This window comes from Streptomyces sp. NPDC000345 (genome assembly GCF_042898825.1).
In the GTDB taxonomy this organism is placed as follows: Bacteria; Actinomycetota; Actinomycetes; order Streptomycetales; family Streptomycetaceae; genus Streptomyces.
Genome location: NZ_JBIAZE010000001.1, coordinates 627,168 through 644,327, shown reverse-complemented (window position 1 = coordinate 644,327; position 17,160 = coordinate 627,168). Strand labels below are relative to the sequence as shown.

Sequence of the window (17,160 nt, the reverse complement as noted above, 5' to 3'; positions counted from 1 at the left end):
GCGCTCAGAAACCACGCAGTATCACGGCCTTCGTCGACGTGAACTCCTCGTCCGTGAGCACCCCGTCCCGGTGCAGCTCACCCAACTCGCGCAGCCGGCGCAGCAGCACGTCGTGGTGGTCACCGCGGGCCGGGACCCGCGGCGGGACCGCGACCTCGGCGTTCCCGGCCTCCGCCTGCGACGACGGGTGCGGCAGCCGGGCCGTGACCGCGGTGGCCACCAGCGCGGTCAGCAGATCCCGGCGCACGCTGCCCCACAGATCCAGCGCATACGGATCCTTCTCCGCCGGCAGCTTCGAGAACACCGTCTCGCGGGTCACGAACCGCAGAAAACCGTCCTCGTAGCCGGAGTTGGGCAGCCACTCGACCTGTACGAGATCCCCCACCGCGATGATGCGCGGCCCCGTCGCCCGCTTCACCCGGTCCGAGGTGTCCGCCCAGTCGATCCGCACATGGGTGCCGTCGAAGGAGACCGTGCCGTCGGACGAACGCACCGACACCGGCACCGGCGGCCCCGGCAGCAGATACGCCCGGGTGGGCTCCTTGGGAACCTGGTCGAGCAGCAGCGCGTGCCGGATCTCCTCCGCGACGTACTCGGCCACCCCCGAACGGTCCACGTCCACCGCCAGCCGGTACGGATCCGCCGCCTCGGGCAGCCGCCCGCCCGTCGCCTGCAGCAAGGGATCCGCGCCCTCCCGCAACCGCATCCGCAGCCGTCCCCGCCGGCGCTCGGGCTCGTAGACGATCCCGGCGACGGCCTCCAGCGGCACGGCGATCTCCCCGTACGTCTGCCGGAACAGCGGCACGGAACGGTGCAGCCCCGGCGTGATCCGGACCGTCGTGCCGTCAAAGGCCCAGCTGCCGTCACGCTGGATGATCTCGGCCATACGCAAATTCTCGCAGCCAGGTCAACACGGCCACCGCCTTCTTCACCCGTATGGACCAGGCCTGCCGGGTGGACACGGTAGGTCGTAGGGCACAATTCGCTGTCATCACGGGCGAGTTGTCAGCAGGGCGGCGGCCGGGAACCTCACCGGTTTCCCCAAGGGCCTCCGCTCGTACGGGTCACGGGGAAGGCGGGCGTAGGACGTGGCGGTGCAGGAGGCTAGACAGGGTGCGAACCCGGGCACGGGTACGGCCCCCCACGACGGCGGCTGCACCTGCGGGGACTGCCCGCACGGCGCCCGCGAGGGACACCGGCGCGCGGTCGCCGCGTTCCTGATCAAACGCGACGAGTTCGCCGCCGGACAGGGCCTGCCGGCCGCCGTCGCCCACTCCGCCTCGGCCTCCCGCCAGTGGGTCTCCGAGGAACTCACCCAGTCCGCGAACCTCGTCGCCGAACGCGGCCGCGTCGAGGGAGAGGCCTGGCTGTCCCGCCTCTGGCTGCGCACCGCGCTCACGGTCTGGGCGGCGGTCGTGACGCTGTTGCTGGTCCAGGCCCTGACGGCGATCGGCGCCGGCTGGACCTCGGCCCGCACCGCCGGACTCCTCGCCGCCCTCGTCGTGGCCGGCGCCCTCACCGCCGCCTCCTGGTTCCACCGGGCCCGCGGCGGCGCCCTCGCCCCCGTCGTCGGCGAGGACAACCGCCTCTCCACCTCCCGCGCGGTCGCCGCCGCCTGGGTCCTCCTCGTCGCCTACGCCGTGCTCGTCCTGGTCGGCCGCCTCGCCGCCGCCTCCGGCCACACCGAACGCGACGCCCTCATCGCCGGGCTCGGCTTCGCCCGAGGCGCCGGGGCGGTGACCGTCCTCGCCGTGGTCTGCGGCATCGCCGTGCTGGTCCGCCGCGTGGTCGGGCTGCGGGTGCTGGGACAGCGGCTCCAGAAGGTGCGCGCGCACCGGCCGAGGGCCGCCGACCTCCTCACCGACGACTCCGGCCGCGGCACCTTCGCCGACATCCAGTACGTCGTGATCAACGCCGCCGCCCTGGTCTTCGCCGCGGTCCGCCTCGCCCGCCGCCCCGACCAGCTCCCCGACCTGCCCTGGGGCCTCGCGGTCGTGGTCCTGGTCTCGGCCGCCACCTATCTCGCCGGCAAGTACGCCGAGGGCGGCCGCCCCGTGATCCTCTCCGTCGTCCGCTCCCGCGAGGCCGGCGACCTCGACGCCCCCATCCGCACCGGCGACGACATCGAGATCCGCGGCGCCGGCTTCGTCCCGCCCGGCGCCCAGACCGCCGACCGCCTCTCCCGCATGGTCGTCCGCATCGGCCCGGTCCACGTCCACGTCCCCCTCGTCCCCGTCACCGGCGGCTTCGACAACCCCACCGACGCCGTCCTCACCGTCCCGGTCCCGGCGGACGTGGAACCCGGCCGGGTGGAGGTACAGGTGGTCACCGCGGCGGGTGTGGAGACCAACCGGTACGCGATCGACGTCACCGAGTGAACGGGCGGGCGGTGTGAACCCGCGGAGCGCACAGCCCTTGCCAACAGTTGAGCGCACCCCCTATGTCGTACGTATGGTCTGTTGAGGGGTCCTACCACTCGGCGCGAGAGGCGGCTGCGGACGATGACTCACGGCATGCGGACGGACACCCACGCCCCTTACCTCGGCGGCGGCCAGGGCTGGCGGGACACCGCCACCCGGTACGCCCTGCTTCCACTCCGTGTCTTCCTCGGCGTCACCTTCATCTACGCCGGCCTCGACAAACTCACCGACAGTGCCTTCATGAAGGACGGCGGTGCGGGCTCGATCGGTGACACCATGCGCGCCGTCCGCGACTCCTCGGCCATCCCCGCCCTGGTCGACCTGGCCCTGAAGAACCCGGTCGGCTTCGGCTACGCCATCGCCCTCGGCGAACTCGCCGTCGGCATCGGCCTGCTGATCGGCCTCCTCGCCCGTCTCGCCGCCCTCGGCGGCGCGCTGATCTCCCTCTCTCTCTGGCTGACGGTGAGCTGGGCCTCCGACCCGTACTACTACGGCAACGACCTCATCTACCTCATGGCCTGGCTCCCCTTCGTCCTCGCCGGCGCCCCCTACCTCTCCCTCGACGCGGCCTGGCGCAACCGGCGCCGACACCGGGCGGGCGGTTTCGACTGACTCCGTTCAGATGGGGCTGTCCGTGCCGGCGGCCCCGGCCCGGGCGCCCCTGCCCGCTCGGCGCCGTCTGCGGAGGGAGCGGGCCACCACGCCCGTCGCACCGGCCAGGCAGAGACCGGCCACGACCAGCGGGACGACCGCGAACCACGGCGTCTCCCACAGCCCGCCCGCGTCCCCCGCGTACAGGACACCCGCCAGGGTGAAGAACGCGCCGACGACCAGCCTGCCGGGCTGGAACTCATGACGTAGCACGGGTCACCTCCGCCTGTCCGACTCCGACCTGGATGTCGAGGTCGATCGTCCCGGCGTTCTCGGCGTCCGACACCGGCGACAGCGTCACCGTCCTGTGCTTGCCCGGCTCCACGTCCACGTCCTCCTTGTCCTCGCCGGGCAGTTGTACGTCGCCCAGTCCCACGTCGATGCTCACCCTCACCGTCACGTCCGGCGGCACGATCACCCGCAGCCGGCCCACCCCCACCTCCGCGTCGGTGCTCACCGTCCGCCCCGCGGCCACATCCAGCCGGGACAGGTCCAGCGTCCCGTCACCGGTGCCGAGGTCGTAGGCCTCCCGCACGTCCGCCACCGTCGCGGGCCGCCAGGTCCTGTCGGCCCAGTGCGTGCTCACGTCCTGGGGCAGGACCGCCGAACCGGCCAGCAGGCCCGCGGTGACGATCGCCATGAACACCGATCCCGCGCCCGTGCGCCCCAGGAACGAGCTGACCGCGATGCCCGCGCCGAACACGATGAGCGCGGCGGCCAGACCAGCCTGAAGACTGGTGCCCAGCGGGTGGTCGTCCCAGGTGAGCCGGGTGACGAGGCCGCCCACGAGCACGGCCAGCAGGAACACCCACCCGCCCGTCCAGCGGGGTCCGCGCGGAGCGGGGGAACGGCCGGGCGGGACGCGTATGTCCTCCCGGTCGCCCGCGTGGCCGATGAGACTGACGTTGATGGCCGCCGCGATGTCCCGGTCGCGCGGATCCCGGGGGCCCCACAGATAGCCGGTGCCGCCGTCGTGGGTGCCGTCCTTGACGATGGGGTCGCGCCACCAGGAGGGGTAGGCGGCGGGGACGGGCGGTGCCTGGGCCTCCGGCGGGGCGTCGGCGACGGCCTGTGCGGCCAGCGGATCGGGGTCGGAGGAGTCCCGGTGCCGCGACCAGTACCCGGCTCCCGCGAGAAGGAGGGAGAGGACGACGGCGAAGGTCAGGACGCTCCCGTTGTTCAGCATCGTCAGGAACACGCCGCAGCCGACCAGCGCGAACAGCACGGCCGCGAGGGCCTGGCCGTCGACCCGGCCCGTCAGCAGCTTGCGCACCTCGTTCTGGTCGTCGTCGGCGTACGGGACGAACAGCCAGGCGAAACCGTAGAAGATGAGGCCGATGCCGCCGGTCGCGGAGAGCACGGCGAGCGTGATCCGGAAGATCACCGGGTCCATGTCGCACTGCCGGCCCAGCCCCGCGCACACCCCGGCGAGCATCTTGTGCCGCCGGTCCCGACGGAACCCGGCGGGCCGCGCGGCCGCCTCGGCTCCCTCGTCCGCGCCCCGGGCCGCGGCCTCCGCGGCTGCCGCAGCCATCGCCGCGGCGACCGCCGCCTCGGCCGCGGTGAGGGAGTCGTCGTCCGGTCCGTCCTGCACCGCCCCTCCCGCGTCCGCCTCCTCGCTCGCGGTCCCCTTCCCGGCCCGGCCCGCCCCCTCGGTCATGCCGCGTGCTCCCTGTTCTCCGTGCGCGGGCGCGCCCGTCTGACCGGGCGCGCGAGGCTTCTCACCTGCGGCGCCCCGGGCGCCGGTGGACGGGGCGGCCGCGTCGGGCGCGGTGCCCCCGTCGGGCACGGCGTCCGCGGCGTGCTGGTGATTTTCCATGACTCCATGGTGGCGGCCCGGCGGCCCCGGCGGCAGTCGGAACGACCCTGGTCGGACCCTGATATCGGCCCTGAGCCAGAGCCGGGGAGGCGTTCGACCAGCGGGGGCGCCGAAGATCAGGGGCGTCTCGGGGACGAACCCTGATGCCCGGCCCCGCCCGACGTGTGACCATCGTTGGCATGCCGGAAGCCGCAGCAGCGCCACTCGTCGAACCGCGGCCGCCGCGCAAGCTCTACCGCAGCAGCGACGGTCGCTGGCTGGGTGGCGTGGCGCGGGGGCTCGCCGGGCATCTCGGGCTGCCCGTCGTCTGGGTGCGGCTCGTCTTCGTCGGTCTGTTCCTGGCGGACGGACTCGGCGCCCTGCTCTACGCGGCCTTCTGGTTCTTCGTCCCGCTCGGCGTCGGGGGCGTCGGCGACCAGAAGCCCCCGTCCCTCGTCGGCACCGAGACCGCGCCCGACGGCCGCCGCAGACTCGTCGCCCGCAGACCGGACCGGGGCCAGATCGTCGCCCTGCTCCTCATGGTCGTCGTCGCCCTGGTCTTCGTCGGCAATGTGAACCTGGGCAACGGCGCCAAGGCGTATCTCCTGCCCGCCGTCCTGGTCGGCGCGGGTGTCGCCCTCGTCTGGCGCCAGGCGGACAACGCCCGCCGGGCCCGCTGGGTCGAGGTCGGCCGCAGACGCCGTACGCTCACGCTGCTGCGCGCCGGTGCCGGCGTCCTCCTCGTGACCGCCGGTGTCTCCGGCATCTTCGTCCTGCAGGGCTCCGCCGCCCACCTCGACTCGGTGCTGCAGGCGGCGCTCGCCGTCCTCGTCGGCATCACGCTCCTCGCCGGGCCCTACCTGGTCCGGATGACCCAGGACCTCTCCGAGGAGCGTCTGATGCGCATCCGGGCGCAGGAGCGCGCCGAGGTCGCCGCCCATGTCCACGACTCCGTGCTGCACACCCTGACCCTGATCCAGCGCAACGCGGAGAACGCGAGCGAGGTGCGCCGTCTCGCCCGTGCGCAGGAGCGGGACCTGCGCACCTGGCTGTACAAGCCGGAGGGCACGGGCAAGGACGAGGCGGACGAGCCGGCCACGGTCGCCGACGCGGTCCGGCGCAACGCCGCCGAGGTCGAGGACAAGCACGGCGTCCCTCTCGAAGTCGTGGTGGTGGGGGACTGCCCGCTCGACGAGCGGGTCGGCGCGCAGATGCAGGCCGCGCGCGAGGCGATGGTGAACGCCGCCAAGTACGGTGGCGAGGGCGGAGCCGTGCAGGTCTACGCCGAAGTCGAGGGCAGGACGGTCTTCGTGTCCGTCCGGGACCGCGGCCCCGGCTTCGACCTGGACTCCATACCCGCCGACCGCATGGGCGTCAGAGAATCGATCATCGGCCGCATGGAGCGCCACGGCGGCACGGCGCGGCTGCGGGCCGTCCCGGGCGGCGGCACGGAGGTCGAGCTGGAGATGGAGAGGGCGGAGAACACGTGATGAGCGACCCGACCGAGACGAACACGACGGCGGGAGCGGGGGAGGCGGCCGAGCCGGCGCGGACCCCCGGCGAGAGCACGGGAGGGCGCCGCGTGCGGGTGGTCCTCGTCGACGACCACCGTATGTTCCGCACCGGTGTACAGGCCGAGATCGGCCAGACCGAGCAGACCGGGGTCGAGGTCGTCGGCGAGGCCGCGGACGTCGACCAGGCGGTCACCGTCATCACCGCGACCCGGCCCGAGGTGGTTCTCCTCGACGTCCATCTGCCCGGTGGCGGCGGGGTCGAAGTGCTGCGGCGCTGTGCCCCGTTGATGGCCGACGCCGAGCAGCCGGTGCGCTTCCTCGCCCTGTCCGTCTCGGACGCGGCGGAGGACGTGATCGGGGTGATCCGCGGAGGCGCCCGTGGCTATGTCACCAAGACGATCACCGGCACGGACCTGGTCGGCTCCATCTTCCGGGTGCAGGAGGGCGACGCGGTCTTCTCGCCCCGCCTGGCCGGGTTCGTCCTGGACGCCTTCGCCTCCACCGACGCCCCGCCGGTCGACGAGGACCTCGACCGGCTCACCCAGCGCGAGCGCGAGGTACTGCGCCTCATCGCCCGTGGCTATGCCTACAAGGAGATCGCCAAGCAGCTGTTCATCTCGGTGAAGACGGTCGAGTCCCATGTCTCCGCGGTGCTCCGCAAACTCCAGCTGTCCAACCGGCACGAGCTGACGCGGTGGGCGACGGCCCGACGGCTGGTGTGACGGCGCGGCCGCCGGCAGTCGCGTCTCACACCACCCGTGTCGCCCCCGCGAACGGCATCTCGTCGATCGGGGCGATGCGGACCGGCGCCGACGGGTTCGGGGCGTGGATCATCCGGCCGTTGCCGATGTAGAGACCGACGTGGGTGATGCCGGAGTAGAAGAACACCAGGTCGCCGGGGAGGAGTTCGGAGCGGGAGACGCGCCGGCCGGCGCCGATCTGGGCGTATGTCGTGCGGGGCAGGGAGATTCCGGCCGAGCGGTACGCGGCCAGGACGAGGCCCGAGCAGTCGAAGGCGTCGGGGCCGGTGGCGCCCCAGACGTAGGGGCTGCCGAGCTTGGTGTAGGCGAAGGATACGGCGGCGGCCGCACGGGAGTTGGGGGCGGTGCTCGTGCCGGGTGCCTGGAGGCTGTAGCGGGCGCCGGAGGAAGCGCGGGAGGCCCGGTCGCTCACGCCGGTGCCGCCGGCGTCCGCTCCGATCCGGGCGCGTTCCGCCGCCGTCAGCCGGGAGAGCAGACCACGGGCCGCGGCCAGCTTGTCGGTGATCGTCTTCTTGTGTTTCCTCAGCTCGGTCTGACGGGCCTTGAGGGAGGTCAGCTCGACGCGTGCGGAGCCGCGCAACTGCTCGATCTCGCGCAGCTGGTGGCGGGCGCGGGCGACGGCGGCCGACTGCCGGTCGCCGGCCCGTTCGGCGAACGCGGCGCCGTCGAGGTACTGGTCGGGGTCGTCGGAGAGCGCCAGTTGCACGGCCGGGTCGAGACCGGCGCTGCGGTACTGCGCCGCCGCCATCGAACCCAGTGCCTCGCGCGCCGAGTTGAGCTTCTCCTCCTTGCGTGCGGCCTGGTCCTGCAGCGTCGCCAGGTGCTGCTGGGCGGCGGTGGCCTTCTCCCGCGCGCCGTTGTACTTCTCGGTGGCCGCCTCCGCCTCCTGGTACAGCTTCGCCACCTTGGCCTTGATCTGCGCGGCGGTCAGCTGCGGCTCGGCCTGTCCGGTCCCGTCGAAGGCCGTGGCCGTCGCCGCGCCGGCAAGGGCGAGGGTGAACGCCGTACGGGCCGTCCGGCCGCCGAGCGAGCGCTGTCGGGGCTTGCGGTGCGCTGCCACGTGGGACTGCACGTCCTTTCGTACGACCGCCTCGGCCGGGCGGTCGTCGGACGGTCGTCGGACGGACCCCGGCTGTCAGGCGACCCGTCGGCCGTCCGGGGGAGCGGACGGACGACCGAGGGAAGCGGCTGACCTGTCCGACGGCGGCCCGCACAGGGGGAGCGGGGCGCGCCGCCGGACCTTCTCGGCGGTGGTGGCCGACTGCCGCCCCTGGCCCGGGCGGCGGTGGGGAGCCGGTCACCTGGGGGAGGACGCTAGGCCCGACGGTGACAGGTCGGTAACGCGATGTACGGAAAAGGCGGGAGCGGACCGCAGGACGACGGTTTCTGCCCGGGAGGCCGGACCAGGGGTGTCGGGTTCGCGCGGCACGGTGACCGATGCGGCGATTCCGGCATACCTCGGTACGGCAGGGTGCTATGGGGCGCACGGAGGCAACCGGGGCCACCAGGGGAGGGCCGGTGTGAGCGGCGCCCGCACGGCTGATTAGCATCCGGCCTCATGGACGTACTCATCCATCTTTTCGTCGGCCTGCACATCATCGGCATCGCCGCGCTCCTCGGCGGCTTCCTCACGCAGATGAAGGCGATGGGCCAGGGCACGGCCCGCTTCGTCCCCGCGATGCTGCACGGCGCGGCGACGATGCTGATCACGGGCGTGATCCTGGTCGGCCTGAACCAGGCGGACGACGAGCCCGTCAACAACGTCAAGATCGGTGTGAAGCTGGCGCTGCTGGTCGTGATCCTGGGCCTGGTCTACGTGAAGCGGGACGACGAGAAGGTGGACAAGTGCCTGTTCGGGCTGGTCGGCCTGCTGACCGTCGCGAACATCTTCATCGCGGTCCTCTGGACCTGAGGGACCCGCCGGACCCGCCGGACTCGTCAACCCCGCCGGACCCCCCGGACGGGCCGGAGCCGGTGGATCCGGTGAAGGCCAGGGCCGCGACCGCCACGACCAGCCACGCCCCCACCGCGACCCACAGCAGTACCTCCCCGGGCCCCTTCAGACCGGGGACGCGGACTGCGGTGGCGACGGACAGCATCGCCACCGCAGTCATCCCCATCGGGAACACCGTCGCCCACCGCCGCGTGTCGTAGCGCGGCCGGGGCCAGAGCACCTCGGCGGCGAGCAGGGCGCCGTACCAGCACAGCGAGAGCACGAGCAGCGCGACGGTCAGCACGCGCAGGACGCCCCGGTCGTCGGCGTTCCACAGGTACTCCGCGCGGTCGGCGGTGATGAGCCTCGCCCCCGCCAGCGCGGAGATCGCCAGCGCCCCGCCCGCCACCCACTGGTCCCCCGCACCCTGGGCCACCTGACGCCAGTCGAACAGGGCCAGCATCGGCGCGTAGAGCACCAGCCCCAGCCAGAACAGCGCGAGCGCGGTGTACGCCGGCCAGGTCGTGGCCTCCGCCCTGGCGAGCGTGGCGGCCAGCACCGCGAGCCCCTGGGTGGCCACACAGCACAGGAACACGTCCCCGGGCAGCCGCCGTTCCCGGTGCCCCGCGACATGCCGGAGGACGTGCCGCGCGACCCCCGCCAGCAGGAGCGGCCACAGCACCGCCGACAGGGCCAGCAGCGCCCAGGCGAGGGTCTGCCAGCCGAGCGCCGAGACGCGGGTGCCGAGGACGGTCGTGGCGGCCACGGCGGTCAGTCCGTCCGGCGTGCCGGCCTCCGCCCGCCACCGTTCGCGCTGCCGCACCAGCCGTACGGCGAAGTCCGCGCCCAGGGCCACCCACGCGGCGCCGGCCAGCGCCAGCGCGACACGGGACAGCACCTCGGATCCCGCCAGGTGCAGTCCGACCGACAGGACGCCGGTGGCCAGAACGGCGGCCCCGGCCGCCGGCGGACGCCGCGCCCACCAGGCGCGCAGGGAGGAGGAGCCGGACATGGGGCCGATGCTAGGGAGTGCGGAGCGGCCTGTGCGGGGGCACACGCGCGGGGGGCCGCAAACACGCGCGGGTGGCCGCACCCGACACGGACGCGCGCGTGGCCGCGGAAAACGGTCCACGCGCGCGTGGATCGGGCCGGGCGGCCCGTGGGCGTGTCTCAGGCCGGGCGCACCACGCTGTGGATGGCCGACTCGCCGTCGTAGTAGATCGACTCCTCGCGGACGTACGCGCCGGGCTTCGGGGCGTGGATCATCATGCCGTTGCCGATGTAGAGGCCGACGTGGCTGATGTCGTCGTAGAAGAAGACCAGGTCGCCGGGCTGGGCGTCGGCGAGGGAGACGGTGGTGCCGGCGTTCACCTGGTCGTAGGTGGTGCGGGGGAGGGTGACGCCCGCGGCCTTCCAGGCGGCCTGGGTGAGGCCGGAGCAGTCGTAGGAGTCGGGGCCGGTGGCACCCCACACGTACGGCTTGCCTATCTGCGCACGGGCGAAGGCGAGCGCCTTCTCGGCCTTGGTGGCGTACGACGAGTCCGTGGTGGACGTCGAGGAGCCGGCCGTCCCGGTGGTGTCGGCGCTCTGCTGCTGGGCGGCCTGTTCGGCGGCCTGCTGCCGGGCGAGCTCCGCCGCCTTGCGCGCGGCCTCCTCCTGCTTCTGCTTCTCGATCGCCGCCAGCCGCGCCTTCTCCTGGGCCGTCAGCTGCGACAGCAGCTCGCGCGCGTCGCCGAGCTTCTTCTGGACCGTGGCCTTGGCGGTCTTCAGGTCGCCCTGTGTGTCGGTGAGCGTCGCGAGGCTCTCGGTGGCCTCCTGGCGCTTCCTCATCGTCGCCGACTGCTCGGTGAAGTAGTCGTCGACCGCGCCCTTCTGGCGGTCGGTCAGCCGGCTCATCAGCTGCGTCTGGTCGAAGTAGTCCTGCGGCGAGTCCGCGAGCAGGAAGGTCGCCGTGTCGGGCGCGGAGGCGCCGGTGCGGTACTGGGCCGCGGCGAAGGAGCCCAGCTCCTCCCGCGCCTCGTTGAGCTTCTGGGTGCGCTGGGCGACGTCGTCGAGGAGGGTGTCGACCCTTTTGCGCTGCTTGGTCGTCTTCTCCTTGGCGGCGTTGTACTTCTCGGTCGCCGACTCCGCCTGGCGGTAGAGGTCGTCGACCTTCTTCTCGACCTCCTCCAGGCTCGGCTTGCCGTCGTCGGACGGCGCGGCGTTCGCCGTCTGGGAGAGCAGGGCCACGGAGGTGAGGGCGGCTGTGGCGAGGGCGGGCGTGCGGATGCCCGCCACGCGCGAACCCGCGGAACGCGGCTTGCGGTGCTGCGACGCCAAGGGAGGCGACTCCTTCCAACGGTCCGCCTACCGGGTTAGCTGTCGGGTTCGGGCGGGTGGTTCGGAAGGGTTGCCCTACGGCCTGCTCCGAAGGGGAGTCGGGCCGATTCACCCCAAGGTCTCGGTGGGTCCCCGGCTCCGGCTGCCGCGAGGGGGCGCGCCGGACTCGGCGGAGGCCGCGCGGCCCGGCGGGGTTCGCCGGTGGGGGTCGTGCGGCCTGCCCGGCACGGTAGCCAACTCGTGTGGTCCCTGTGAAGGTTGATGGGTGATATGCCCGATACATTTTCGTGACATCGGGCAAAGTCCGGGCGAGGGTCGCGGACCGTGCACCCCCCGCTCCGGGGAGTGAGTGAAGGCCGCGTTCCGGTTCCCCGGGGGCGGGCCGCCGGGCATGTTCCCGGGACGGGTCCGCGTTGTCGGTGGGGCACCCTAGACTCGGAGAGCGATGAGCAGCCTCTTTGACGACAGCTTCCTGGCGGACCTCCAGGGCCCACGCGGCCCCGAGGAGGAACCCCCGCCGCCGCCCGAGGACGATCACACTCCGGAACCGGTTCCGGACGATCTGTTCGGCGGGAAGTTCGACGTGCCCCCGGACCGCGACGCCTACTACCGTGACGGCGCCCCGCGCCCGGCGCTCGACGCGGCGGCGCTCCTGGAGGGGCTCAACGACAACCAGCGCGCGGCCGTCGTCCACGCCGGCACCCCCCTGCTCATCGTCGCCGGCGCCGGCTCCGGCAAGACCCGTGTGCTCACCCACCGCATCGCCCACCTCCTCGCCGAGCGGGACGTCCACCCGGGCCAGATCCTCGCGATCACCTTCACCAACAAGGCCGCGGGCGAGATGAAGGAGCGGGTCGAGCAGCTCGTCGGCCCGCGCGCGAACGCGATGTGGGTGATGACCTTCCACAGCGCGTGCGTGCGCATCCTGCGCCGCGAGAGCAAGAAGCTCGGCTTCACGTCGTCGTTCTCGATCTACGATGCCGCCGACTCCAAGCGTCTGATGGCCCTGGTCTGCCGCGACCTGGACCTCGATCCCAAGCGCTTCCCCCCGAAGTCCTTCAGCGCCAAGATCAGCAACCTGAAGAACGAGCTGATCGACGAGGAGGACTTCGCCGCCCAGGCCGCCGACGGCTTCGAGAAGACCCTCGCCCAGGCCTACGCGATGTACCAGTCCCGTCTGCGCGAGGCGAACGCCCTCGACTTCGACGACCTGATCATGACGACGGTCAATCTGCTGCGTGCCTTCCCGGACGTCGCCGAGCACTACCGCCGCCGCTTCCGGCATGTCCTCGTCGACGAGTACCAGGACACCAACCACGCCCAGTACGCGCTGGTCAGGGAGCTGGTCGGCACCTTTGAGCACCCGGTCGACGTACCGCCCGGCGCGTACGACGTGCCGCCCGCCGAGCTGTGCGTCGTGGGTGACGCCGACCAGTCGATCTATGCCTTCCGGGGCGCGACGATCCGCAACATCCTCCAGTTCGAGGAGGACTACCCGGACGCGACGACGATCCTCCTGGAGCAGAACTACCGCTCCACGCAGACGATCCTCTCCGCGGCCAACGCAGTCATCGAGCGCAACGAGTCCCGCCGCCCCAAGAACCTGTGGACCAACGCGGGCGCGGGCGCGCGCATCACCGGCTATGTCGCCGACACCGAGCACGACGAGGCGCAGTTCGTCGCCGACGAGATAGACCGGCTGACGGACGCGGGCGACGCGAAGGCCGGCGACGTCGCCGTCTTCTACCGCACCAACGCCCAGTCCCGTGTCTTCGAAGAGGTCTTCATCCGCGTCGGCCTGCCGTACAAGGTCGTCGGCGGGGTCCGCTTCTACGAGCGCAAGGAGGTCCGGGACGTCCTGGCCTACCTGCGGGTTCTCGCCAACCCGGAGGACTCCGTCCCGCTGCGCCGCATCCTCAACGTCCCCAAGCGCGGCATCGGCGACCGCGCGGAGGCGATGATCGACGCCCTCTCCCAGCGGGAGAAGATCAGCTTCCCGCAGGCACTGAAGCGGGTCGACGAGGCGTACGGCATGGCCGCGCGGTCGACGAAGGCGGTGAAGCGGTTCAACGCCCTGATGGAGGAGCTGCGGACGATCGTCGAGTCCGGCGCGGGCCCCGCGACCGTCCTGGAGGCGGTGCTGGAACGCACCGGCTACCTCGCCGAGTTGCAGGCCTCCACCGACCCGCAGGACGAGACCCGCATCGAGAACCTCCAGGAACTCGCCGCCGTGGCACTGGAGTTCGAGCAGGAGTCCGGCGAGGGCGAGACCTCCGGCTCCCTCGCCGAATTCCTGGAGCGGGTCGCGCTCGTCGCCGACTCCGACCAGATCCCCGACGAGGACGAGGACGGCTCCGGCGTCATCACCCTGATGACCCTGCACACCGCCAAGGGCCTGGAGTTCCCGGTCGTCTTCCTCACCGGCATGGAGGACGGCGTCTTCCCGCACATGCGCGCCCTCGGCCAGAACAAGGAGCTGGAGGAGGAGCGGCGCCTGGCCTACGTCGGCATCACCCGCGCGCGCGAGCGGCTCTACCTCACGCGGTCCGCGATGCGCAGCGCCTGGGGGCAGCCGTCGTACAACCCGCCGTCCCGGTTCCTGGAGGAGATCCCGGCCACGCACGTGGACTGGAAGCGGACGGGAGCCACCGCGCCCGTGTCCTCCGGTCCGGTCTCCGGGGTGGCGTCGTCGCTGGCCTCGTCCTCCCGCTCGCGTTCCTCGGCCGCCGGCGCCTCCGGCTTCGCGACGCGCAGGGCGGGGGCGGAGAAGCCGGTGGTCGCGCTGGCCGTCGGCGACCGCGTCACCCACGACCAGTTCGGGCTGGGCACGGTGGTCGGCGTGAAGGGCACGGGCGCGAACGCGGAGGCGACGATCGACTTCGGCGACAGCAAGCCCAAGCGGCTGCTGCTGCGGTACGCCCCGGTGGAGAAGCTGTAGCCGCGTGACGTGAGCCCCCGCTGTGGCGACGGGGGCTCGCAGCGGCGTGGGGACTACGTCGGGTCGAGCCCGTGGCTGCGCAGCCACGGCAGGGGGTCTATCGCGGAACCGCCCGCCGGCCGGACCTCGAAGTGCAGGTGCGGGCCGGTGGAGTTGCCGGAGTTGCCGGAGTAGGCGATCGGGTCGCCGGCCTTCACCGTCGTACCGGAGGCGACGCGGTAGCTGGAGAGGTGGCAGTACCAGGTCTCCGTGCCGTCCTTCGCCGTCACTATCATCATGTTGCCGTAGGCGCTGTTCCACTGCGTCCGTACGGTGCCGTCGGTCGCCGCCATCACGGTCGTGCCGTAGGAGACCGGGAAGTCGATGCCGGTGTGCTGGGACATCCAGTTGACGCCGGCCTGGCCGAAGTAGGCGCTGAGCCCGCGCTGGCCGACGGGGAGGGCGTACTTCGGGCGCAGCCGCTCCTTGCGGGCCGCCTCGGCCGCCGCCTTCTTCAGCTCGGCCGCCTGCTGTGCCTTGAGGTCGATGCGCTCCTGGGTGCGGCTGGCCCGGTCGGCGAAAGCGTCGGCCTCGGCGGTGAGGGTCTCGAGCTGGGTGTCCAGCTTGTTGTTGGCGGCGGACGGCTTCACGGCCTGGGCGTCCGACGCGGACGCCGTCGTGTTCGTGTCGTCGCCGCCGGTCAGGGTGCCGACGGAGGCGGCGGCGATCCCGGCGACGCCCATCACGCAGGCCGAGGGCACGGCCACGGTCAGCAGCGCGGAGCGCTTCGCGGGCGTACGACGGCGGGAACGGCCCGCGTTGCGGGCGGCGGCGCGGGTGAGGGGCGCCGGGACGGTCTCCTCCTGGTCGTCCAGGAGGGGGAGTTCGACGGCGGGGAGCTCACCGGTGGAGGCCGACTCGCCGCCGTCCGGGCCCTGTTCGTCGTAGCCGATCGTCTCGAAGGTGGCGGTGGCCTGCTGGTCGAAGGGGACTTCGGCCGGCTCCTCGTACACGTCGGAGGCCGGGTCGGTGGTGGCGCCCCCGTCGGAGTTCCACTGCGTGGCGTCGTAGGCGCCGGTGTCGAAGGCCTGAGTGCCCCATTCCCAGTGCTGGGTCTGCTCGACCGGACTGCCGGCCGGCCCGGCCTGCAGCCAGGTGTTCGCGTCCCAATGACCGCTGGTGTCGGAGGTGGTGGCCTGCGCCGGGACGACCGGCTGCTGCTGGTGGTCGGTGGGCCAGCCGGTCGTGTCGTACGCGCCCGAGTCGTAGGCGGCGTGGTGCTGGGCCGCGTACGGGTCGTAGTTCAGGGTGTGGTGGCCGCCCGTGTCGTGGAGCTGGTGGCCGCCGGTGTCCACCATCGTCGGGTGGGCGCCGATGGTCCACTGCCCGTCGCCGTAGGTGGTGCCCGAGCCGTCGCCGGGAAGGCTGCCGAAGAGGGGGTCGGCCGTGAAGTGGCCGGTGTCGTGGGCGCCCGTGTCGTAGCCGTGGTACGAGGTGAAGCCGTCGTACTGGGCTTCCTGGGTGCCGTACGACGCGTAGGGCGTGGAGTCGGCGTCGGAAGCCGGAGCCGGGGTGGTCGTGATCCCCGACGGGTGACGGTCGTTCACCAACTTCTCTCTCGCCTCGACAACAGGGGCTGCCAGAGCAGTGCGGCGACTGTACCCGGCGGTACGCGGGCGCGACAATCTTCCGCAGGTTTCGTGCTCGCAGGAAACGGGCAATCGGCCGTGTTTCGGGGGACTGTGGGCGCGGGTTTGGCTCTATGTTCGAAGAGTGTTCGATGCCCGGGCGGGTGGTGACCAGCGCGCTGTACGGGTGACGGGCCGCCGGCGGTGTCAGGCACCGCCGACTCGCCGGCTGTGTCAGGCCACCGTCAGCCCGCCGGTGTGCGCGTCGGCCGCGGCCGACGGCTCGGGCGTGTCGAGGGCCTCCCGTATGCCGGTCGCGACCGCCGGGTGGACGGGCAGGGCGAGATGCCCGATCCCGGTCACGCGGACGTTCTGCACGCTCAGGTCGGGGTGGTCGATACAGGCGGTCTCCAGCGGGACCATCAGATGGTCGAGATCGCTCCAGAAGCTGACGAAGTGCGTACGGCAGCCGGGAGCGGGCCGGGACAGTTCCTCGATGACCTGCGAGCCGGGGCGCATCTGGCGCACGATCGGGTGCGCGTTCGCCAGGGGCGCCACCCGGGTGCCGGAGTGCGGGGTGCCGAGCGTCACCAGCGTACGGACCCGGACGTCACCGCCCAGCCGCTGGACGTAGTAGCGGGCTATCAGACCGCCGAGGCTGTGCCCCACCACGTCGACCCGGACGCTGCCGGTGCGTGCGCAGATCTCCTCGATGTGGCGCCCGAGCAGCTCGGCCGCGGTGCGGATGTCGCAGGTCAGAGGGGAGTAGTTGAGCGACTCGACACGGTGCCTGCCGTGCTGGGCGAGGCTGCGGCGCAGCAGGACGAAGACGGAGCGGTTGTCGATGAATCCGTGCAGCAGGACGACGGGGAGCGGGGCCGGGGTGCGCAGCTGTGCCGGGCACTCGGTGCCAATTTCGTCGGTCTCGCCGTTCGGCGCCGCCGGGAGCACGGGGCGGCAGCGCTCCTGGGCGATGCCGGAGGGGTAGAGCAGGAGGTGTCCCGCGAGGATCGCGAGGTCCAGCACGGTGGCCTTGAGCAGAGCCGTGGAGAGCCCCGCCAGCCTGCCCGTCAGGCTCGGCAGGTCGGGCAGCAGACGCCGGCACAACGGAAAAAGGGGCTGCAGCACCCTGCTGACCTGCATCGCCGACCTCCTGTCGGCACACCGAGGACATCCCTGTCCCCCGTGTGCCCTCGTGGAAGTCGCGGCGAAGGCGGTC

The 17,160-nt window shown here is 72.4% G+C and carries 14 protein-coding genes and 1 riboswitch; of the genes, 6 read left to right on the top strand and 8 right to left on the bottom strand.

The features are described 5' to 3' along the window. Positions 1 to 4 precede the first annotated feature (4 nt). Positions 5 to 886 carry a DUF4429 domain-containing protein gene (locus ACFY30_RS03005; protein WP_390843421.1) on the bottom strand — a complete coding sequence of 294 codons (882 nt, stop codon included), beginning with the start codon at positions 884 to 886 and terminating at the stop codon, positions 5 to 7. A 202-nt stretch (positions 887 to 1,088) separates the two neighbouring features. On the opposite strand from ACFY30_RS03005, the gene ACFY30_RS03000 reads away from it, so the two are divergent. Continuing rightward, the gene (locus ACFY30_RS03000; RefSeq protein ID WP_390843420.1) at positions 1,089 to 2,378 is read left to right on the top strand and encodes a hypothetical protein; all 1,290 of its coding nucleotides are present in this window, start codon (positions 1,089 to 1,091) and stop codon (positions 2,376 to 2,378) included. A 123-nt stretch (positions 2,379 to 2,501) separates the two neighbouring features. Next, positions 2,502 to 3,032 (top strand): DoxX family protein, encoded by a 531-nt coding sequence (locus ACFY30_RS02995; protein ID WP_390843419.1) that lies wholly within the window; start codon positions 2,502 to 2,504, stop codon positions 3,030 to 3,032. A gap of 6 nt (positions 3,033 to 3,038) precedes the next feature. Here the strand turns inward: ACFY30_RS02995 and ACFY30_RS02990 are convergent, their stop codons facing one another. Both ACFY30_RS02990 and ACFY30_RS02985 read right to left on the bottom strand, forming a co-directional pair. Continuing rightward, on the bottom strand, positions 3,039 to 3,284 hold the full coding sequence (locus ACFY30_RS02990) for a hypothetical protein (protein ID WP_390843418.1): 246 nt from the start codon (positions 3,282 to 3,284) through the stop codon (positions 3,039 to 3,041). Then, complete coding sequence (locus ACFY30_RS02985; protein ID WP_390843417.1) at positions 3,271 to 4,890, bottom strand: PspC domain-containing protein; 1,620 nt, start codon at positions 4,888 to 4,890, stop codon at positions 3,271 to 3,273. Before ACFY30_RS02985 ends, ACFY30_RS02990 begins: the two co-directional genes overlap by 14 nt. A gap of 143 nt (positions 4,891 to 5,033) precedes the next feature. Here ACFY30_RS02985 and ACFY30_RS02980 point away from each other — a divergent pair, with 143 nt between their 5' ends. Further along, positions 5,034 to 6,359: a PspC domain-containing protein gene (locus ACFY30_RS02980; protein WP_390843416.1), complete on the top strand. Its 1,326-nt coding sequence runs from the start codon at positions 5,034 to 5,036 to the stop codon at positions 6,357 to 6,359. Continuing rightward, positions 6,359 to 7,105, top strand: a complete 747-nt coding sequence (locus tag ACFY30_RS02975; RefSeq protein ID WP_390843415.1) for a LuxR C-terminal-related transcriptional regulator — start codon at positions 6,359 to 6,361, stop codon at positions 7,103 to 7,105. Before ACFY30_RS02980 ends, ACFY30_RS02975 begins: the two co-directional genes overlap by 1 nt. A gap of 25 nt (positions 7,106 to 7,130) precedes the next feature. On the opposite strand, the gene ACFY30_RS02970 is transcribed toward ACFY30_RS02975, so the two are convergent. Next, positions 7,131 to 8,204: an NlpC/P60 family protein gene (locus tag ACFY30_RS02970; RefSeq protein WP_390843414.1), complete on the bottom strand. Its 1,074-nt coding sequence runs from the start codon at positions 8,202 to 8,204 to the stop codon at positions 7,131 to 7,133. 498 nt (positions 8,205 to 8,702) lie between these two features. Between ACFY30_RS02970 and ACFY30_RS02965 the strand changes: the two genes are divergently transcribed. Beyond that, positions 8,703 to 9,056: a hypothetical protein gene (locus ACFY30_RS02965; RefSeq protein WP_390843413.1), complete on the top strand. Its 354-nt coding sequence runs from the start codon at positions 8,703 to 8,705 to the stop codon at positions 9,054 to 9,056. Here ACFY30_RS02965 and ACFY30_RS02960 read toward each other — a convergent pair. Together ACFY30_RS02960 and ACFY30_RS02955 are read right to left on the bottom strand one after the other, a co-directional pair. Continuing rightward, on the bottom strand, positions 9,034 to 10,089 hold the full coding sequence (locus tag ACFY30_RS02960; protein WP_390843412.1) for a tellurite resistance/C4-dicarboxylate transporter family protein: 1,056 nt from the start codon (positions 10,087 to 10,089) through the stop codon (positions 9,034 to 9,036). The two genes, ACFY30_RS02965 and ACFY30_RS02960, sit on opposite strands and share 23 nt — an antisense overlap. Positions 10,090 to 10,247: 158 nt before the next feature. After that, positions 10,248 to 11,396 (bottom strand): NlpC/P60 family protein, encoded by a 1,149-nt coding sequence (locus ACFY30_RS02955; protein ID WP_390843410.1) that lies wholly within the window; start codon positions 11,394 to 11,396, stop codon positions 10,248 to 10,250. Between the two features lie 7 nt (positions 11,397 to 11,403). Beyond that, a riboswitch (cyclic di-AMP (ydaO/yuaA leader) is annotated at positions 11,404 to 11,564 on the bottom strand. Between the two features lie 277 nt (positions 11,565 to 11,841). Between ACFY30_RS02955 and pcrA the strand changes: the two genes are divergently transcribed. Further along, entirely contained in the window at positions 11,842 to 14,334 is a 2,493-nt protein-coding gene (pcrA, locus tag ACFY30_RS02950) for a DNA helicase PcrA (RefSeq protein WP_390843408.1), read from the top strand. Positions 14,335 to 14,387: 53 nt separating this feature from the next. Here pcrA and ACFY30_RS02945 read toward each other — a convergent pair whose 3' ends face one another. After that, on the bottom strand, positions 14,388 to 15,920 hold the full coding sequence (locus tag ACFY30_RS02945) for a M23 family metallopeptidase (RefSeq protein WP_390843407.1): 1,533 nt from the start codon (positions 15,918 to 15,920) through the stop codon (positions 14,388 to 14,390). 255 nt (positions 15,921 to 16,175) lie between these two features. Beyond that, positions 16,176 to 17,084: a lipase family alpha/beta hydrolase gene (locus tag ACFY30_RS02940; protein WP_390843406.1), complete on the bottom strand. Its 909-nt coding sequence runs from the start codon at positions 17,082 to 17,084 to the stop codon at positions 16,176 to 16,178. Between the last annotated feature and the right edge of the window lie 76 nt (positions 17,085 to 17,160).